The 15,176-nt window shown below is 69.6% G+C and carries 12 protein-coding genes; 8 read left to right on the forward strand and 4 right to left on the reverse strand.

Annotated elements, in window-relative coordinates:
• Positions 1–6: 6 nt before the first annotated feature.
• Together LBW94_RS03825 and LBW94_RS03830 are read right to left on the reverse strand one after the other, a co-directional pair.
• Positions 7–480: a MarR family winged helix-turn-helix transcriptional regulator gene (locus LBW94_RS03825; RefSeq protein ID WP_225060961.1), complete on the reverse strand. Its 474-nt coding sequence runs from the start codon at positions 478–480 to the stop codon at positions 7–9.
• A gap of 109 nt (positions 481–589) precedes the next feature.
• Positions 590–1,033 (reverse strand): nitroreductase/quinone reductase family protein, encoded by a 444-nt coding sequence (locus LBW94_RS03830; RefSeq protein ID WP_225060962.1) that lies wholly within the window; start codon positions 1,031–1,033, stop codon positions 590–592.
• A 43-nt stretch (positions 1,034–1,076) separates the two neighbouring features.
• On the opposite strand from LBW94_RS03830, the gene LBW94_RS03835 reads away from it, so the two are divergent.
• The gene (locus LBW94_RS03835; RefSeq protein WP_225060963.1) at positions 1,077–1,331 is read left to right on the forward strand and encodes a hypothetical protein; all 255 of its coding nucleotides are present in this window, start codon (positions 1,077–1,079) and stop codon (positions 1,329–1,331) included.
• Positions 1,332–1,452: 121 nt separating this feature from the next.
• Complete coding sequence (locus tag LBW94_RS03840) at positions 1,453–2,427, forward strand: GlxA family transcriptional regulator (protein WP_225060964.1); 975 nt, start codon at positions 1,453–1,455, stop codon at positions 2,425–2,427.
• 14 nt (positions 2,428–2,441) lie between these two features.
• Here the strand turns inward: LBW94_RS03840 and LBW94_RS03845 are convergent, their stop codons facing one another.
• The gene (locus LBW94_RS03845; RefSeq protein WP_225060965.1) at positions 2,442–3,200 is read right to left on the reverse strand and encodes a hypothetical protein; all 759 of its coding nucleotides are present in this window, start codon (positions 3,198–3,200) and stop codon (positions 2,442–2,444) included.
• A gap of 182 nt (positions 3,201–3,382) precedes the next feature.
• On the opposite strand from LBW94_RS03845, the gene LBW94_RS03850 reads away from it, so the two are divergent.
• Genes LBW94_RS03850 through LBW94_RS03860 form a run of 3 tightly spaced genes read left to right on the forward strand, consistent with a single transcriptional unit; the run spans position 3,383 to position 10,969 of the window.
• Complete coding sequence (locus LBW94_RS03850) at positions 3,383–4,516, forward strand: acyl-CoA dehydrogenase family protein (protein ID WP_225060966.1); 1,134 nt, start codon at positions 3,383–3,385, stop codon at positions 4,514–4,516.
• A 49-nt stretch (positions 4,517–4,565) separates the two neighbouring features.
• Positions 4,566–5,705 carry a 3-oxoacyl-[acyl-carrier-protein] synthase III C-terminal domain-containing protein gene (locus LBW94_RS03855; RefSeq protein WP_225060967.1) on the forward strand — a complete coding sequence of 380 codons (1,140 nt, stop codon included), beginning with the start codon at positions 4,566–4,568 and terminating at the stop codon, positions 5,703–5,705.
• Positions 5,687–10,969: a beta-ketoacyl synthase N-terminal-like domain-containing protein gene (locus tag LBW94_RS03860; protein WP_416276846.1), complete on the forward strand. Its 5,283-nt coding sequence runs from the start codon at positions 5,687–5,689 to the stop codon at positions 10,967–10,969. Before LBW94_RS03855 ends, LBW94_RS03860 begins: the two co-directional genes overlap by 19 nt.
• Positions 10,970–11,001: 32 nt before the next feature.
• On the opposite strand, the gene LBW94_RS03865 is transcribed toward LBW94_RS03860, so the two are convergent.
• Positions 11,002–12,165: a nitrate ABC transporter substrate-binding protein gene (locus tag LBW94_RS03865; RefSeq protein WP_416276847.1), complete on the reverse strand. Its 1,164-nt coding sequence runs from the start codon at positions 12,163–12,165 to the stop codon at positions 11,002–11,004.
• 284 nt (positions 12,166–12,449) lie between these two features.
• Here LBW94_RS03865 and LBW94_RS03870 point away from each other — a divergent pair, with 284 nt between their 5' ends.
• The 3 genes from LBW94_RS03870 to LBW94_RS03880 are packed head-to-tail and all read left to right on the forward strand — an operon-like array spanning position 12,450 to position 15,140.
• Complete coding sequence (locus LBW94_RS03870; protein ID WP_225060968.1) at positions 12,450–13,232, forward strand: ABC transporter ATP-binding protein; 783 nt, start codon at positions 12,450–12,452, stop codon at positions 13,230–13,232.
• Complete coding sequence (locus tag LBW94_RS03875) at positions 13,229–14,098, forward strand: ABC transporter permease (protein WP_225060969.1); 870 nt, start codon at positions 13,229–13,231, stop codon at positions 14,096–14,098. Before LBW94_RS03870 ends, LBW94_RS03875 begins: the two co-directional genes overlap by 4 nt.
• 4 nt (positions 14,099–14,102) lie before the next feature.
• The gene (locus tag LBW94_RS03880) at positions 14,103–15,140 is read left to right on the forward strand and encodes an isopenicillin N synthase family dioxygenase (protein ID WP_225060970.1); all 1,038 of its coding nucleotides are present in this window, start codon (positions 14,103–14,105) and stop codon (positions 15,138–15,140) included.
• The last annotated feature ends 36 nt before the right edge of the window (positions 15,141–15,176 follow it).

Consider the following 15,176-nt stretch of genomic DNA (forward strand, 5'->3'; position numbering starts at 1 on the left):
CTTCGCTCAGAGGAGTTCTTCGGTGGAGTCGTGGCCGGCAGTGGCGGTGCGGCGGAGGAAGTCGGCGATCAGTTCCAGTTCGGTGGCGCTGTAGTCGCGGCAGAGGGTGTCCATGCGGTTGTTCATGCCGGAGAACATGCGGAAGAGTTCCTGGTTTCGTTCGCGGAGGGCGCGGACGGTGACGGCGCGGCGATCGGGGGAGTTCGGATCGCGTTCGCGGACAACCCAACCGCCGCGCTCGAGCCGGTCCAGGACGCCGGTGAGGGTGGCCGGGTGGACATCCGTGCGGCGGGCCAGTTCCTTCGGTGACAGCGGGCCCTGCCGGTTGAGCAGGTCCAGGCAGGTCCAGTCGGCGTCCTTCAGTTCGACCTTGCCGCCCAGCCTGCGATTGAGCAGTGCCAGTTGAATATTGAGGTCACGCAGGGCTTCCTTGACCGCGTTGGTCAGCTGCCGGTGCGTGGGCGCTGGTCGATCCGTCACCGGGACCGCTCCTCAGGACTTCCGTGGCCGATCATTCACTATTCGTATCATATGAGATCGAAGGGGAGGCTTGCCACGGCGAGCGGCGGGACGATCGTCACGTGACTGTTCAGGCCGGTTCGACGCGGAAGATCGCGATGCGCGGGGCGGCTGCCGCCATGGCATCGGCGGTGGCGGCCTCGGCCTGGCCCGAGCTCACGAAGATGTCGGCGACCCGCGCGGGGCTGGTGGCCACCAGCCGACGTAGCAAGGGGCCCCGCTCCGGGAGCGGGATCTCGACCAGGCGGGCGGTCGCCGACCTTCGCCCGCGGGTCAGGGTCACGGTGCTCGCGGCGCGTGCGTTGGCCACCCAGGCCGCCTTCGGAAACGCTTGGAAGATATACCTTTCGCCGTCGAGTTCGTTGATCGCGATCGCGAAGGTCCGGGGCCGGCCGGTGCGCCGGCCCGGCACGGTGAGCAGTTGCATCGGTCCGAACGCGATCCCCGTGCGCTGCAATCCGATGATGACCTTGTTGACGCTGTTGACCATCCGGCGGTAGCTGTGTTCCTTCATGTCGCCGACGGTACCATAAGATATGAAAACCATACGATATCGAGTGGATATCCAACGAGTGGAACTCGAATCGAATTCGGAATCCTCAGGGCTGGTCGTGCACTGGTTGCACACCGCCGAGCTCGGCCGCGACCAGGTCGAGAGCCTGGTCGTGGGCAATCTGTCCGCCGCCGCCCTGAGCGCGTTGCGGGTGGACCCGTCGATCGAGCTCAGGGCGTGCGCCGTCGATGCTTTCCTGGCGGACTCGCCGGGTATCGGCACCCTTCTCGGACACAACGCAGGGAGCACTGATGTCTGAAGATCTACTGCCGGGCGAGTGGTGATACCGACCGGGCGGTATTCGTGATATTGCCGATAGCGGGTGCCCGGAGCCGCCTTCCAGCGGTGTCGGGATCGGTGATGTGGATACTGTACCCGACATGAATGTCGCCATTCTCGTCGTGGACGGCGTCGCCGACTTCGGCTTGGCCGCGCTGCTGGAAACCTTGCACACGGCGAATTCGCTACGCGCCGAACTGGACAACGCGCCGCCACCGTGGACGGTGCGATGCGTGTCGCTGGGCGCCGATGTCCGTTCGGGCTATGGGCACCTGATTCCGACGGTGCCGTTGGGGGAGTTCACCGGCGCGGCGGACGTGATGATCGTGCCCGCGGTGGCGGCGCTGGAGGCCGACTCGCTCATCCGGCTGGTCGCGGCGCCGGAGAGCCGCGCCACGCTCGAGTTGCTCGAATGTTCCCGTGCCAGTGGGGTACATCTGGCCGCCGCCTGCACCGGGACCTTCTTCCTGGCGGAGGCCGGGGTGCTGGACGGGCAGCCCGCGACGACGAGTTGGTGGCTGGGCCCGGTGTTCCGCCGCCGCTATCCGAAGGCGGAGCTGGACGAGGCGCGCACGCTGTGCCGCGGGGATCAGGTCACCACCGCCGGCGCCTCGCTGTCGCATCTGGATCTGGCCCTGTCGCTGGTGCAGGCGCAGAGTCCGGCACTGGCCACGCTGGTGGCCCGGTACATGGCGGTGGGTAATCGGAAATCGCAAGCGGTGCACGCGATTCCCGAAGTGGTCGCGCGAGGCAACGCGCTGGTCGCCGACTTCGAGCGCTGGATGCGAACGCATCTGTCCGAACCGGTCCGGCTCGCCGATGTGGCCCGGACGCTCGGCGCCACCGAACGCGGCCTGCAACGTGCGATGCAGGCCGAATTGGGCAAGTCCCCACAGGAATTCGTGCACGACATCCGGCTGGAACGGGCTGCCGAACTACTGCGCACCACGACCTTGACGGTGGATGCGGTCGCCGCGCGGGTGGGCTATCAGAACGCGAGCACGTTGCGGACCCTGATCCGGCGTCGGCGTGGTGTGACGGTCGCCGAGATCCGTGCCGCTCGCTCGCCCTGGTGACCGCAGGGCCGCTGTCAGCCGCGATTCGCCGAGGGTAACGATACCCCGTGTGCGGTGAGTTCGTCGGCGTGCAGCCCGCCGCAGATGATTTCCAGTCGGCGTGGCCACGGTTTTCCGGGAACCGTTCCCGGACCCGCGAAATAGAATGTGGAGCAGCCCGGTCCGTGACTGCGCTCGTGCGGATTCCAGCCGCCGCCGTCGGGCCGGAGACCGCTCGATTCGGCGAAATGCCTCCGGATCGCATGATAGGTATTCGAGTCGAATTCGGGAACGGTGAAAGCGAAATGGGTCTCCCGATTGTGCGCGCGTTCGTCGGCGCGCGCCCGCCGCCAGGCGGGATCGGCCGTTCCTGCGGGCGCGGGGTAGAACAGCTCCAGCCGTTGCGGGGGCGCGGCGTCGCCGGTTTCGCGGCAGGCGCGCAGGATGAACACCGCGCAGTCTGCCGGGGCGATACCGTAGCGCTTGCAGAGTCGTTGCCGCACAATGACACTGGGTACGGTATCGACCACCCGGAAGCCGGCGTCGGTGAGCCTGCGGTGTAGTGCGGCGGCGGTCGGCGGGAACACCAGGGCCGCCGCATGATCCAGTATCAGCCGATCCCGGAGCGGATCGCCGTTGTCCCGGCCGGACAGGAGTCCGGTCAGGACGGCACGCGAACAATGGTGTGCCAGATAGTCTGTGAGTTGCCCCAGCCGGTCGTCGTCCTCGGTATCGCACAGCTGGGATGCAGAATCCGAGACGGTGCCGGAGTTTGTTTCCGGTAAGTCGATCACGCGAGACACCATAAGTCGCGCGACGTCACTCCGCGACTCGACCGCAAATGTCGGATCCGGTACCGAATCTGTCGTTTCCGCAACTGTTTCGGAATTCGCCGCGGTTCTAGGCTCTGCCGTGCCGGGCGCATCGGGCCGACGACGGCCGGCGCCTTCGAATTCGAGACCGTAGTGGATGGCCGATGACCGATACCAAGATGCTGGACCGGATCCGGGACCTCGTCCCGGGGATCGCGGCGCGTGCCGCGGACACCGAACGGGAGCGCCGGGTGCCCGATCGCACCGTGCGGGAGCTGACCGAGACAGGTGTGTACCGGATGTTGCAGCCCCGGGAGTTCGGCGGGGCCGAGGCCTCACCGGTCGACTTCTTCGCCGTGATCCGCGAACTGGCCGCCGGATGCCCGTCGACCGGCTGGGTGACATCGGTATTCGGCACGCATGCATGGCAATTGGCGCTGTTCCCGGCGGCCGCGCAGCACGATGTGTGGGGCGCCGATCCGGATGCGGTGCTCGCGGCCTCGTATGTACCCTCGGGCCGGTTGACCCGGGTCGCGGGCGGCTTCGAACTGTCCGGGCGGTGGAGTTTCGCCTCCGGCTGCCAGCACGCCGACTGGATCATGCTGGGTGCGCTGACCGCCGCCGACGACCGGACGCCGGGGGTGCATCTCACCCTGCTGCTGCCGCGCGGCGACCACACCATCGACGAGGTGTGGCAGGCGGTCGGCCTGGCCGGTACCGGCAGCCACGACATCGTCGTCGACGCGGCCTTCGTGCCCGCGCATCGGGTCCACGACGCCGAACAGCACAATGCCGGTACCGGCCTCGCCTCGGAAATCCCTGCGCTGTACCGGCTTCCGTTCACCAGTGTGCTGCCCGGCGGGGTGACCGCACCGCTGCTCGGCGCCGCGCAGGGCGCCTACGCGGCCTTCACCGCCCGGATGCGCGACCGAGACCCCGGTCCCGGTGTCGCGGAGCGGGTGAGCCGCGCCGCCGCCGAGATCGATGCCGGAATCCTGGCGATGGAACACAATCTCGCCGCCGCGTTGCGCTGTGCCGAAGCGGGCGAGGAGATTCCGCTCGACCTGCGGCTGCGGGCCCGGCGCGACCAGGTGCGCGCGGTGGAACGCGCGGTGACGGCGACCACCGCCCTGTTCCGGCTCGGCGGCGGCCGGGCCGCGCGGACTCCCGATGTGCTGGAACGGCATTGGCGGGACGTGAACACCGGCAGCCTGCACCGCGCCAACAGCGCCGAGCGGCCGCTGGTCAACTTCGGGCAGGGCGCGTTCGGCGTCCCCGTCTCCGACAGCATCCTGTGAGGCGACTGTCCGTGCCCCTCATCCAGATCTCGTACCGAGGTGAAACCCTGTGACCGTCACCATGATCGACCCCGCGCTGCTCGGCATCGCCGCCGAACTCCCGCGTTCCGCGTACTCCACCGACGAACTGCTCGACGCCGGGCAGGGGCATCTGTCCGGCCGGCTCGCGGAGATGCTGGGCAGCCTCGGCGTGGAGAACCGGCACTCGATCCTGACCAACTATCCGGAGGTGTTGTTCCGCGGCGCGGAGCCCGAGATCGGCATCCCTGTGGTCGATCTCGCGGTGCGCGCCGCGCGGCGCTGCCTGGCCGGAACCCCGGAACCGGTGGAATCGATCGGCCTGGTGCTCGGTGTCTCCAGCAGTCCCGGCCGGCTGGTGCCGAGCCTGGTCTGCGACATGTTCGCGCGGATGCCGGAACTGCCCAGGACCGCACAGAATCTCAGCATCGAGTACATGGGCTGCTCGGCGATGGCGAAGGCCATCGACACCGCGCGGTGGTACCTGGCCTGCCATCCGGGCAAGACGGTGCTGGTCTGCTTCGCCGAGGCGACCACCCCGCTGTCGCCGCCGCTGCCCGGGTTCCACCGGCACTTCCTGGAATTGCCGCCGGAGCAACGGCAGGAAGCGGTGAACGCACTGCACGGCTTCCTGTTCGCCGACGCCGCGGTGGCCATGCTGCTCGGCGCCGAGGGGGACGGGCCGCGCTTCGGTCCGGTGTCGAACCTGACCAACGCCCTGCCGGAGGACGCCGAACTCGGCACGGTGCCGGACGGCGGTTCGGATGTTCCGGTGGTCGACGGCCGCCGCGGCTACACGCTCAGCCCGCTGGTCACCCCGCGGGGCGCGTACTACGCCCGGGAGACGGTGAAGATGGCGCTGGCCGACGAGACGTGCCGGCTGGCCACCCCCGCCGAGGCGTCGGCGCTGCTCGTGCACACCGGCAGCGTGCGCATCCTGGACGCGCTGTGCACGGAGTTCGGCGTCGCCCCCGGCGACGAGACGGTCGTGTCCTCGTATCGGGTGCTGCGCGACTACGGCAACACCCTCGGCTGCTCGGTGCCGCTGATGCTGACCGACCCGGTGCGGCGCCCGGCGGGCCAGGGACTGCTGGTCGCCTTCGGATTGAGTTTCGGCTGCGGCGTTTTCACCATGACCGTGCCGGACGGCGGATGGACGCCACAGCCATGAGCCCGATCGTGACCGGTGCGACACCCACCCTGCCCGCCCTGTTCCGCGCCGCCGCGGCCGCGGGCGGGACCGCCGACGCGGTCTACGCCGGGGACGGCTTCCGGTCGTGGGAGCGTTGGCGCACCGAGGCGGACGCACTGACCCGCTTCCTCCAGGAATCCGGCATCGGCCCCGGCGATGTCGTCGCCGTCCACCTGCCGAACTGCTGGGAATTCCTCACCATCCACATCGCGGTCGCCGCCGCCGGAGCGGTCCTGCTGCCGCTGCCGATGGCACTGGGCGCGTACGAGATTCGAGCCCTGCTGGCGCGCACCGGCGCGGTCGCGCTGGCAGTGGACGCGGATCGCCACCGCACCCTGCTCCCCGCCCTCACTGCCGAATTCGATTCCCTGCGTGTGACTCTGGTCGCAGGCATCGGCGACTCGTCCAGCGGCTTCGCGTCGACGGGCGAGAGTGGTGACGGAACGACGGTCGACGGCCGCGCGCTCGACGGTGTCGACACCGAATCGGCCGGGGGCTGTTGCACGTTCGAGGACGTGGTGCGGCGCTGGACCGGCGTCTCGCCGCGGCCTGTGGATGTCCGGCCCGGCGATCGCTTCGTGCTGGTGCCGTCGTCGGGAACGACGTCCCTGCGCCCCAAGATCTGTGTGCATACGCACGACAGCCTGATCGCCAACGCGGTCGCGGTGGCGGCGGATGCGGTGATGCGGGCCGACGACACACTGATCGCCGCGGGCCCGCTCACCCATGCGTTCGGTCTGCTGTCGGTGCATCTGAGCCTGGTGGCCGGGTGCAGGCAGGCGCTGCTGCCCGGTTGGGACCCGAGCGCGGCACGGCGACTGGCCGGGCGCAGCGCGGCCACCGTGCTGTTCGCCGCGCCCGCACAGGTCCGGGATCTGCTGCGTGAGCCGGACTTCGGGACCGGGCTGCGGGAGATCCGGGTGAGTGGTGCGGCGGTACCCGCCTCGCTGGTGATCGACGCACGCCGGGCGTTCGGTACCTCGGTGATCGCGCAGTGGGGGATGTCGGAGGTCGGCGCGGGCTTGTTCACGCGCCCGGACGACCCGGACGATGCGGCCGCCCGTGGTGTCGGGCGGCCGGTCACCGGCGCGCAGGCCCGGGTGGTCACCGCGGACGGTGCCGTCTGCGGACCCGGCGAGACCGGAGAGTTGCAGTTCCGCAGCGACTTCCGATGCCGTGAATACCTCGGCGACCCGGAGCTGACCCGGGCGGCGCTGACCGCCGACGGCTGGCTGCGCACCGGTGACCGGGCCACGGCCCACCCCGACGGCAGCATCACGCTGCGCGGCCGGGACGCCGAGGTGATCAATGTCGGCGGCCAGAAATTCGTCGCACCCGAGGTGGAGACGCTGCTGGACGATTTCCCGGATCTGGACCGGGTCGCGATCATCGGCCGTCCGGACGATCGGCTCGGCGAGTACCCCTGCCTCGTCGCGACGCTGCGCTCACCCGGTGCGGCGGTGACCCTCGCCGGGATCGCCGCTCACCTGACGGCGAAAGGCGTCGCCTCGTACCGGATTCCGGCGGAACTGGTGATCCTGGACCGGCTGCCGTACACGCCCACCGGCAAGATCGCCCGGGCCCGCCTCGCCGAACAACTGGAACACCGTACGGCGCAAGCCGATTCGATATGGACCCGCGAACTGGGCACCCTCCGCCCCGCCGAGCGGCGATCCCGTGCCCTGGAACTCGTGCGGGCCCAGGCACGCGCGGTGGTCGGCGCGGCCGACCAGATCGCTCCCGACCGGGTGTTCACCGACTACGGCCTCACCTCCGCCGGCGCGGTGCGACTGGGCACCGCGCTCGCCGCGGCCACCGGTCTGCCGATCACCACGACCGCCGCCTACGATCACCCGACCCCGGCCCTCCTCGCTGCCCACCTGACGATACTGCTCGACTCACCGAATTCGGCTGCGGTGCTGCATGGATCGGCGGCCGCGAGGCTCGGGTCGTTTGTGGACGAGACCCCGGTAGGCCCGGAACCTGTGGCGGTGTCGCATGAGTCGGCGGGTGCAGCGCAGAAACCGGTTGCCGGCGAGTCGGTGCCGGTCGTTCCGGCATCGGGTGTGGTGGTGCACGATTCGGCGAGGACGGCACTGGGTGCGGCTGCCGACGATCCGGTCGTGGTGATCGGGATCGGGTGCCGGGTACCGGGTGGGGTCTCGTCGCCGGACGAGTTCTGGGAGTTGCTGGCTGCCGGGCGGGAGACGATCGGGGATTTTCCGGACGATCGGGGTTGGACCGTCGATCCGGATGCCCGTTATGCCCGGCGGGGAAGCTTCCTGGATGCCACTCGGTTCGATCCGGGTTTCTTCGGGATCTCGCCGCGCGAGGCCGCCACCATGGATCCGCAGCAGCGTTTGCTGCTGGAAACCTCTTGGGAAGCAATCGAACACGCTCGTATCGATCCGGTGTCGCTGCGCGGCAGCGATACCGGCGTCTTCGCGGGTGTGATGACCTCGGACTATCTGCCGCGCAGCTATGAGGTCGTCACCGGTTCGGATCCGGGGATGATGACCGGCAATGCCGGTGGGGTCGCCTCCGGGCGCATCGCCTATGTGCTGGACCTGCACGGCCCGGCGATCACCGTGGACACCGCCTGCTCCTCCGGCCTGGTGGCGCTGCATCTGGCGGTGCGGTCGCTGCGGTACGGGGAATGCACGCTGGCGCTGGCCGCGGGGGCAGCGGTGCTGTCCACCCCGGTGGCCTTCGCCGAGTTCGCCCAGCAGAACGGGCTGGCGGCCGACGGCCGGTGCAAACCGTTCGCCGCGGCGGCGGACGGCACCGGCTGGGGTGAGGGCGTGGGAGTCCTGGTGCTGGAACGGCTTTCGGTGGCGCGGCAGGCGGGCCACCGGATCCTGGGTATCGTCCGGGGCAGTGCCGTCAACTCCGACGGGACCTCGAACGGGCTGACCGCGCCGAGCGGACCCGCCCAGCAACGGGTGATCCACCGCGCGCTCGCCGATGCCGGGTTGACCACCGCCGACGTGGACGTGCTGGAGGCGCACGGCACCGGGACCACCCTGGGCGATCCCATCGAGGCGAACGCGGTGCTGGCGACCTACGGTCGCGACCGCGCGCAGCCGCTGCTGCTGGGCTCGCTGAAATCCAACATCGGTCACACCCAGGCCGCCGCCGGAATTCTCGGAACCATCAAAATGCTGCTCGCGCTGCATCATCGGCTCGTGCCGCCGACGCTGCACGTCGATTCCGCGACGCCGCACGCCCACTGGGCCGCCGGATCGGTGCGCCTGGCCACCACCGCCACCCCGTGGCCCGCCGCCGCTCGCCCGGCCCGCGCGAGCGTCTCGGCCTTCGGCATCAGCGGCACCAATGCTCACGTGGTGCTGGAGGCGGCGCCCGCCACCCTCGTCCCGGTGCCCGCCACCTCCGCACCGGTCACGGATACCACTGCACCGGTCACCGATGGCGTTGCGCCTGCCGGCGGTGGCGCTGCACCGGCGAGTGGTGGTGCTGAGCCTGCTGGTGGCGGCACCGCATCGTCGGCCGGTGGCACCGCACTCGCCAATGGTGGCGCTGCACCCGCTCGTGGTGCGGCCGGGTCTGCCGCGAGTGTCGCCGAAGGCCCCACCGGCATCGCTGACCCCGCGAATCCGCTGCTCCCGCTGATTGTTTCGGCGGCGAGCCCGGCCGGGCTCGCCGCGCAGGCGGATCGGATCGGGGCATTACTCGACACGGGCGCGGCCGCCGTGGATATCGGCTGGTCGCTGGCCACCACCCGGACCGGGTTCGAGCATCGGGCGGTGGTGTTCGGCGCCGACCGGGCCGATCTGGCCGCGCTGGCGGCGGGCCGGACCGGGTATGCCGTCACCGGCCGCGCGGATGTGCGCGGTGGCATCGTCTTCGTCTGCCCCGGCCACGGAACCCAGTGGGCGGGAATGGCTTCGGCGCTGTCGGTGGAATCACCGGTGTTCGCGGCGGTGCTCGACGAGTGCGAGGCCGCGATCCGGGAGCTCGCAGGCTGGTCGCTGGCGGAGGTGCTGGACGACGAATCCGCGCTGAGCCGAACCGAGTTCGTGCAACCGGCGGTGTTCGCGATCACGGTCGCGCTGGCCCGGCTGTGGCAGTGGTACGGCGTCGAACCCGACGCGGTGATCGGCCACTCCTTCGGTGAGATCGCCGCCGCGCACCTGGCGGGCGTGCTGTCGTTGCGCGAGGCGATCGGCGTCGTGGTGCGCAGGGGAGCGGCCTGCGCCGGGCTGTCCGGGCGGATGCTGTCGGTGCAGTCGCCCGTGTCCGAGGTCGAGCAGCGACTGGCCGGGCGTCCGGGCATCACCGTTGCCGCCCGCAACAGTGACCGGGTGACCGTGGTGTCCGGAGCGGCGGCGGAGATCGAGGCGCTGCTCGTCGAATATCGGCAGGCCGGTGTCGTCGTGCATCCGGTGGCCATCGACTTCGCCTCGCACTCCGCGCATGTCGAGCCCGCACGCGATCGCCTCCTCGCGGAACTGGCCGGACTGCGCCCGCGCCCGGCCCGAATTCCCTGGTATTCCACGGTGACCGGCTCGGTGCTGGCCGGACCGGAGGCCGACGGCGCCTACTGGTACGACAATCTGCGCAATCCCGTCCGGTTCGCCGATACCGTGGAAACTTCGGCGGCGGGCGGCTTCCGGTGCTTCGTCGAGGTGAGCCCGCATCCGGTGCTGGCCACCGCGATCGCGGCGACGGTGGGCGAGGCCGGGCAGGTGCTGCCGACGCTGCGCCGGCGGCGGGGCGGTACCGAGCAGTTCGCGAACGGTCTGGCCCGTGGATACGTCCGCGGCCTGCCGGTGCGCTGGGACCGCTGTTTCGGCGATGCCCGGACCATCGACCTGCCGACGTATCCGTTCCAGCGCGACCGGTATTGGCTGACACCGCCCCGGATCACGCGTGCGGCGGCGGAGTCCGGCCCGGTCCCGAGCGCCGAGGGCACCGCGGGCGCGTTCCGGACCGAGTTCGCGCATCTGGACCTCACCGATCGCCGGGGCCTGCTCGAGGATCTGATCCGGACCCGGGCCGCCACCCTGCTGGGCCACCCGGATCCGGCGGCGATCGAACCCGGCCATCGGTTCACCGATATCGGTTTCGATTCGCTGACCGCGATGGAACTGCACGATTCGATCAACCGGATCACCGGACTGGCGCTACCGCTCACCACGATCTTCGAGGCCGACACCCCGGAATCGCTGGCCGCGCTGTTGCTCTCCGAACTCGGTGACGGGATCGGTTCCGCCGCACACTGATCCGGTACGCGATGGTCGAGTCCTCGTCACGGTCAGTGGATTCCGATGGTGTGGTCGGTGAACCGAGGACTGAACAGCCGGTCGCCGGTCAGCCCCGAGGGCAGGCCGGCGCCACCGGCGTTCAGGATCGGTACCAATTGGCCGACGCTGTCCTGGGTGCGCGCGGGATCGTAGGTGCCGAACGAGCCGTCCGCTTCATTGGCCACCAGGCCCTGCGAGACAAGCATTTTCGCGCTGTCGGCCGCCTCGTCCGCGGTGTAGGGGGTGTAGGTGACGTCGGCGGCGACCATGTCGACGATCGTCTTGTTCGCGGCATCGGGTGCGGTGATGTAGTCCACGCCGGACTGCTGGATGATCGGCACCAGGCGTTGCAGGCACGGTGCCAGCGCGTCCACCCGGTCGGCGCGCACCACCATGTTCGAGGCGTAGATGTCGTAGCCCATATCCTTCACCAGCTGGAATTGCACCGGCTTGGACCAGGCGGCGACGGTGTGCTGGTACGCGTAGGGCTCGGCGTCGGCGAAGCCCTGCTGGGCGATCTTCGGATCGCCGACGAAGCGTGCCGGTGCGCCGTCGTAACTGGTGTCCAGTTGCGCGCGGTCGATGAGGCCGCGGCCGACCAGCCACTGTGGGTAGATCTGATCCTTGGACACCACGACCGTGGCGTGGGAGTGGCCGATGTCGGTGATCGTCCGCCAGTCCGGGTGACTGGCCGGATCCCACATCAGGATGGTCGGGCTGTATTTCAGCAGTGGCGTCACCCCGACCACGGGCTGGCTCGCGGCCGCGGCGACGACCTGGTCGCCGTGCATGATGCCCAGCGTCACATCGTTGTCCACGTACAGCTGGGACGAGACCGATTGGAAGCCGATCGCGGGCCCGCCGGCGCGCAGGGTGAGCCGCACGCCGGTGTCCTTGCCGCCGGCCACCAGCGGCCCGGTGACCGAATGGGCCGCGCTGTCCACGCGATAGCCCGGTCCGAGCATCTGGAACAGCGCGCCCATGTCGGACTGCGGCTGCCACTGCAACTGCACCACGACGTCGTGCGGGCACACCCCGCCGAGCTGCTGTTGTTCGGCCGCCGGAGCCAGCGCGACCGGCGCGCCGCCGGAATCGTCGGAGCTACAGGCGGACAGGGTCACCGCCGCCGCGGCGGCGGTGACGGCCGCAACCGTGCGGAAGATGCGTGGGATCACGGTCTCTCCTGGAGGGGAATCGGTACGACAGCCGAGGTGTCGAGCGCCGGGATGGGCGGCCGATCATGGCGACCGGCGGGCGAGGTCAACTATCGGCCCCGGTTATTACATGTAATACCGACCATGTTTCTGTTCGGTAAATCGATCCAATATGGTCGATTACGAGCGATGATGCATGGAGTCACCGCGATTTAACGTCGAGATACCGGATGGTCATGCATGTATTTCAGACTCTAGATCGTCGGATTCGGCAACTTTGCATGCATCATGATTCGGAGGCGGGTATGGCTCGGGTGGACACGATGCACGATGTGGATGCGCGGACCCTCACCAAGGAGCTCGAGCTGTCCTTCGATCGGGTGGTCAAGCGGTACCCCACCGGAACCACCGCGCTGGACGGCATCGACCTGCGGGTGCGCCGCGGTGATTTCGTCGCGGTCGTCGGGCCCTCCGGCTGCGGGAAGTCCACACTGCTGCGGCTGGCCGCCGGATTGGAAAGCCCCACTTCGGGTTCCGTCGCGGTCGGCACCGAATCGCTGGGCTTCATCTTCCAGGAGCCGACCCTGCTGCCCTGGCGCAGTGTGCGCCGCAACGTCGAATTGTGTGTGGAGCTACGGCATCTGGACAAGGCCACCCGGCGGGCCCGCGCCGATTCCGCGCTGGCCGCGGTCGGACTGTCGGACTTCGCGGACCAGCTGCCGAAGACGCTGTCGGGCGGGATGAAGATGCGTGCCTCGCTGGCCCGCGCGCTCACCCTGGCCCCGGAGGTGCTGCTGCTCGACGAGCCGTTCGGCGCGCTCGACGAGATGACCCGGCTGGACATGCAGGTGGAACTGCTGCGCCTGTACACCGAGCGCCGGTTCACCGCGATGTTCATCACGCATTCGGTGTCCGAGGCGGTGTTCCTGGCGAACCGGGTGGTGGCGATGACCGCCCGCCCCGGGCGCATCGCCGGTGTGCTCGATATCGATCTGCCGTATCCGCGCGGGCCGGAACTGCGGTACACACCGCAGTTCACCGCCCACGTCGCCCGGATTTCCGCACTGCTGCAAGGAGAGTCACGATGACCGATGCCACCGTGGTGGTCGCCCTCCCCGTCGACCGCGGCGGAACGGGTTCCGTGCCGATGGTTTTCCGGCTGCTGGCCCGGGCCGGTCGCGCGCTGCGGGTGCCGATCGCCTCGCTCGCGGGGGCGGTCGTGCTCTGGTACGCCGTCACCTATCTGGTGCTGTCGCCGTCGCGCCGATTCCTGTTGCCCGCACCGCATGTCGTGCTCACCCGTTCCCTGCTGAACCGGTCGCACGTGCTGCCGATGCTGGAGGCGCTCGGCGTCACGGCACGGGTCGCGGCGATCGGCTTCGTGGTGGCCGCGCTGGCCGGCACGGCGATCGGCACCCTGATGAGCCGGGCACGCTGGCTGGAGCGGCTGATCTATCCGTATGCGGTGGTGCTGCAGGTGATTCCGATCCTGGCGCTGGTGCCGCTGATCGGATTGTGGTTCGGCTACGGCATTTTCGCCCGCACCCTGGTGTGCGTGATCATCGCGGTGTTCCCGATCATCACCAACACGCTGTTCGGCCTGCAATCGGTCGACCGCGGTCAGCACGAGCTGTTCACCCTGTCCCGGGCCTCGGCGCGGGACAGGCTGCTGAAACTGGAACTGCCGGCCGCGCTGCCCGCGATCCTGACCGGCCTGCGCACCGCCGCCGGGCTGGTGGTGATCGGCGCCATCATCGGCGACATGTTCTTCACCAAGGGCCGTCCGGGCATCGGCACCCTGCTCGACGTGTACCGCAGCCGGTTGCAGTCGGCGGACCTGTTCGCCTCGATCGTGCTCGCCGCGCTGCTGGGTGTGCTCGTCTTCGTGGCCTGCAACGCCGCGTCCGCAGCGCTGATCGGCGACTGGCATTCGTCCTCGGATCGGGAGAAGTGAACAGATGAGTTTCGAAGTTCCGGTGATCGACCTGAGCGCCTACCGTGCGGCCGAACCCGACCCGGCGGCCTGTGCCGGGATCGCCGAGCGCCTCGATAGCGCTTGCCGCACGGTCGGTTTCGTGCAGATCACCGGGCACGGCATCCCCGGCGACGTCATCGATGCGCTGGCCTGCGCGCTCGACGACTTCTTCGCCCTGCCCCCGGAACACAAGCAGCGGTATCGCCGCCCGCCCGGGGACAATCGCGGCTACGCCCCGCCGAAATCGGAATCGCTGAGCATGAGCCTGGGTATCGCCTCGGCCTCGCCGGTGCGCGACTTCTACGAGGCGATCACCGTCGGCGTGGAGGCGGCCGCCTATCCCGAACTCGACCTGCCCGCCGCGCAATACGCGCACAACAGCTGGCCGGACCCGGCGTCGTTCCGGCCGGCGGTGGAGCGGTATTTCGAGCACGCCCAGGCGCTGTCGCGCACGCTGCTGCGGGCGTTCACCGACGCGCTCCGGCTCCCGCCCGGCTACTTCGACACTCTGGTCGACCATTCGATCGAGGTGCTGAAGATGAACAACTACGCCCTGCCGGAATCCGACCTCGCGATCGCCGGGGAACTGACCGGGATGGGCGCGCACACCGACTTCGGCATCCTGACCATCCTGTGGGCCGACCGGGTGCCGGGCTTGCAGATGCTGGACCGGGACGGGGCCTGGCACGACGTCCAGCCCGCACCGGGCGCGCTCCTGGTCAACCTCGGTGACGCGATGGCCCGCTGGACCAACGACCGCTGGCTGGCCACCGTGCACCGGGTGGATCCGCCGGTGCAGGACGGCCGGATCCGGCGGCGCCGGTCGGCGGCGTTCTTCTTCGACGGCAACCACGACGCGGTCATCGAGACCCTGCCCGGCTGCCTGGCCGATGGCGAAACCGGGTATCCGCCCATCACGATCGCGGCGAACATCGTGGCGAAGCTGGCCGGGATGAAATCCGGCGTGGCGCCGGTCGGGCTGCGTGAGACCGAGCGGGTCCGCGCCGCGGGAATGCGCTGACCGCCCCGCCGCCACCGCCGGGATACCGTGTGGTGT

Source organism: Nocardia sp. alder85J (genome assembly GCF_020176955.2).
Classification (GTDB): Bacteria; Actinomycetota; Actinomycetes; order Mycobacteriales; family Mycobacteriaceae; genus Nocardia.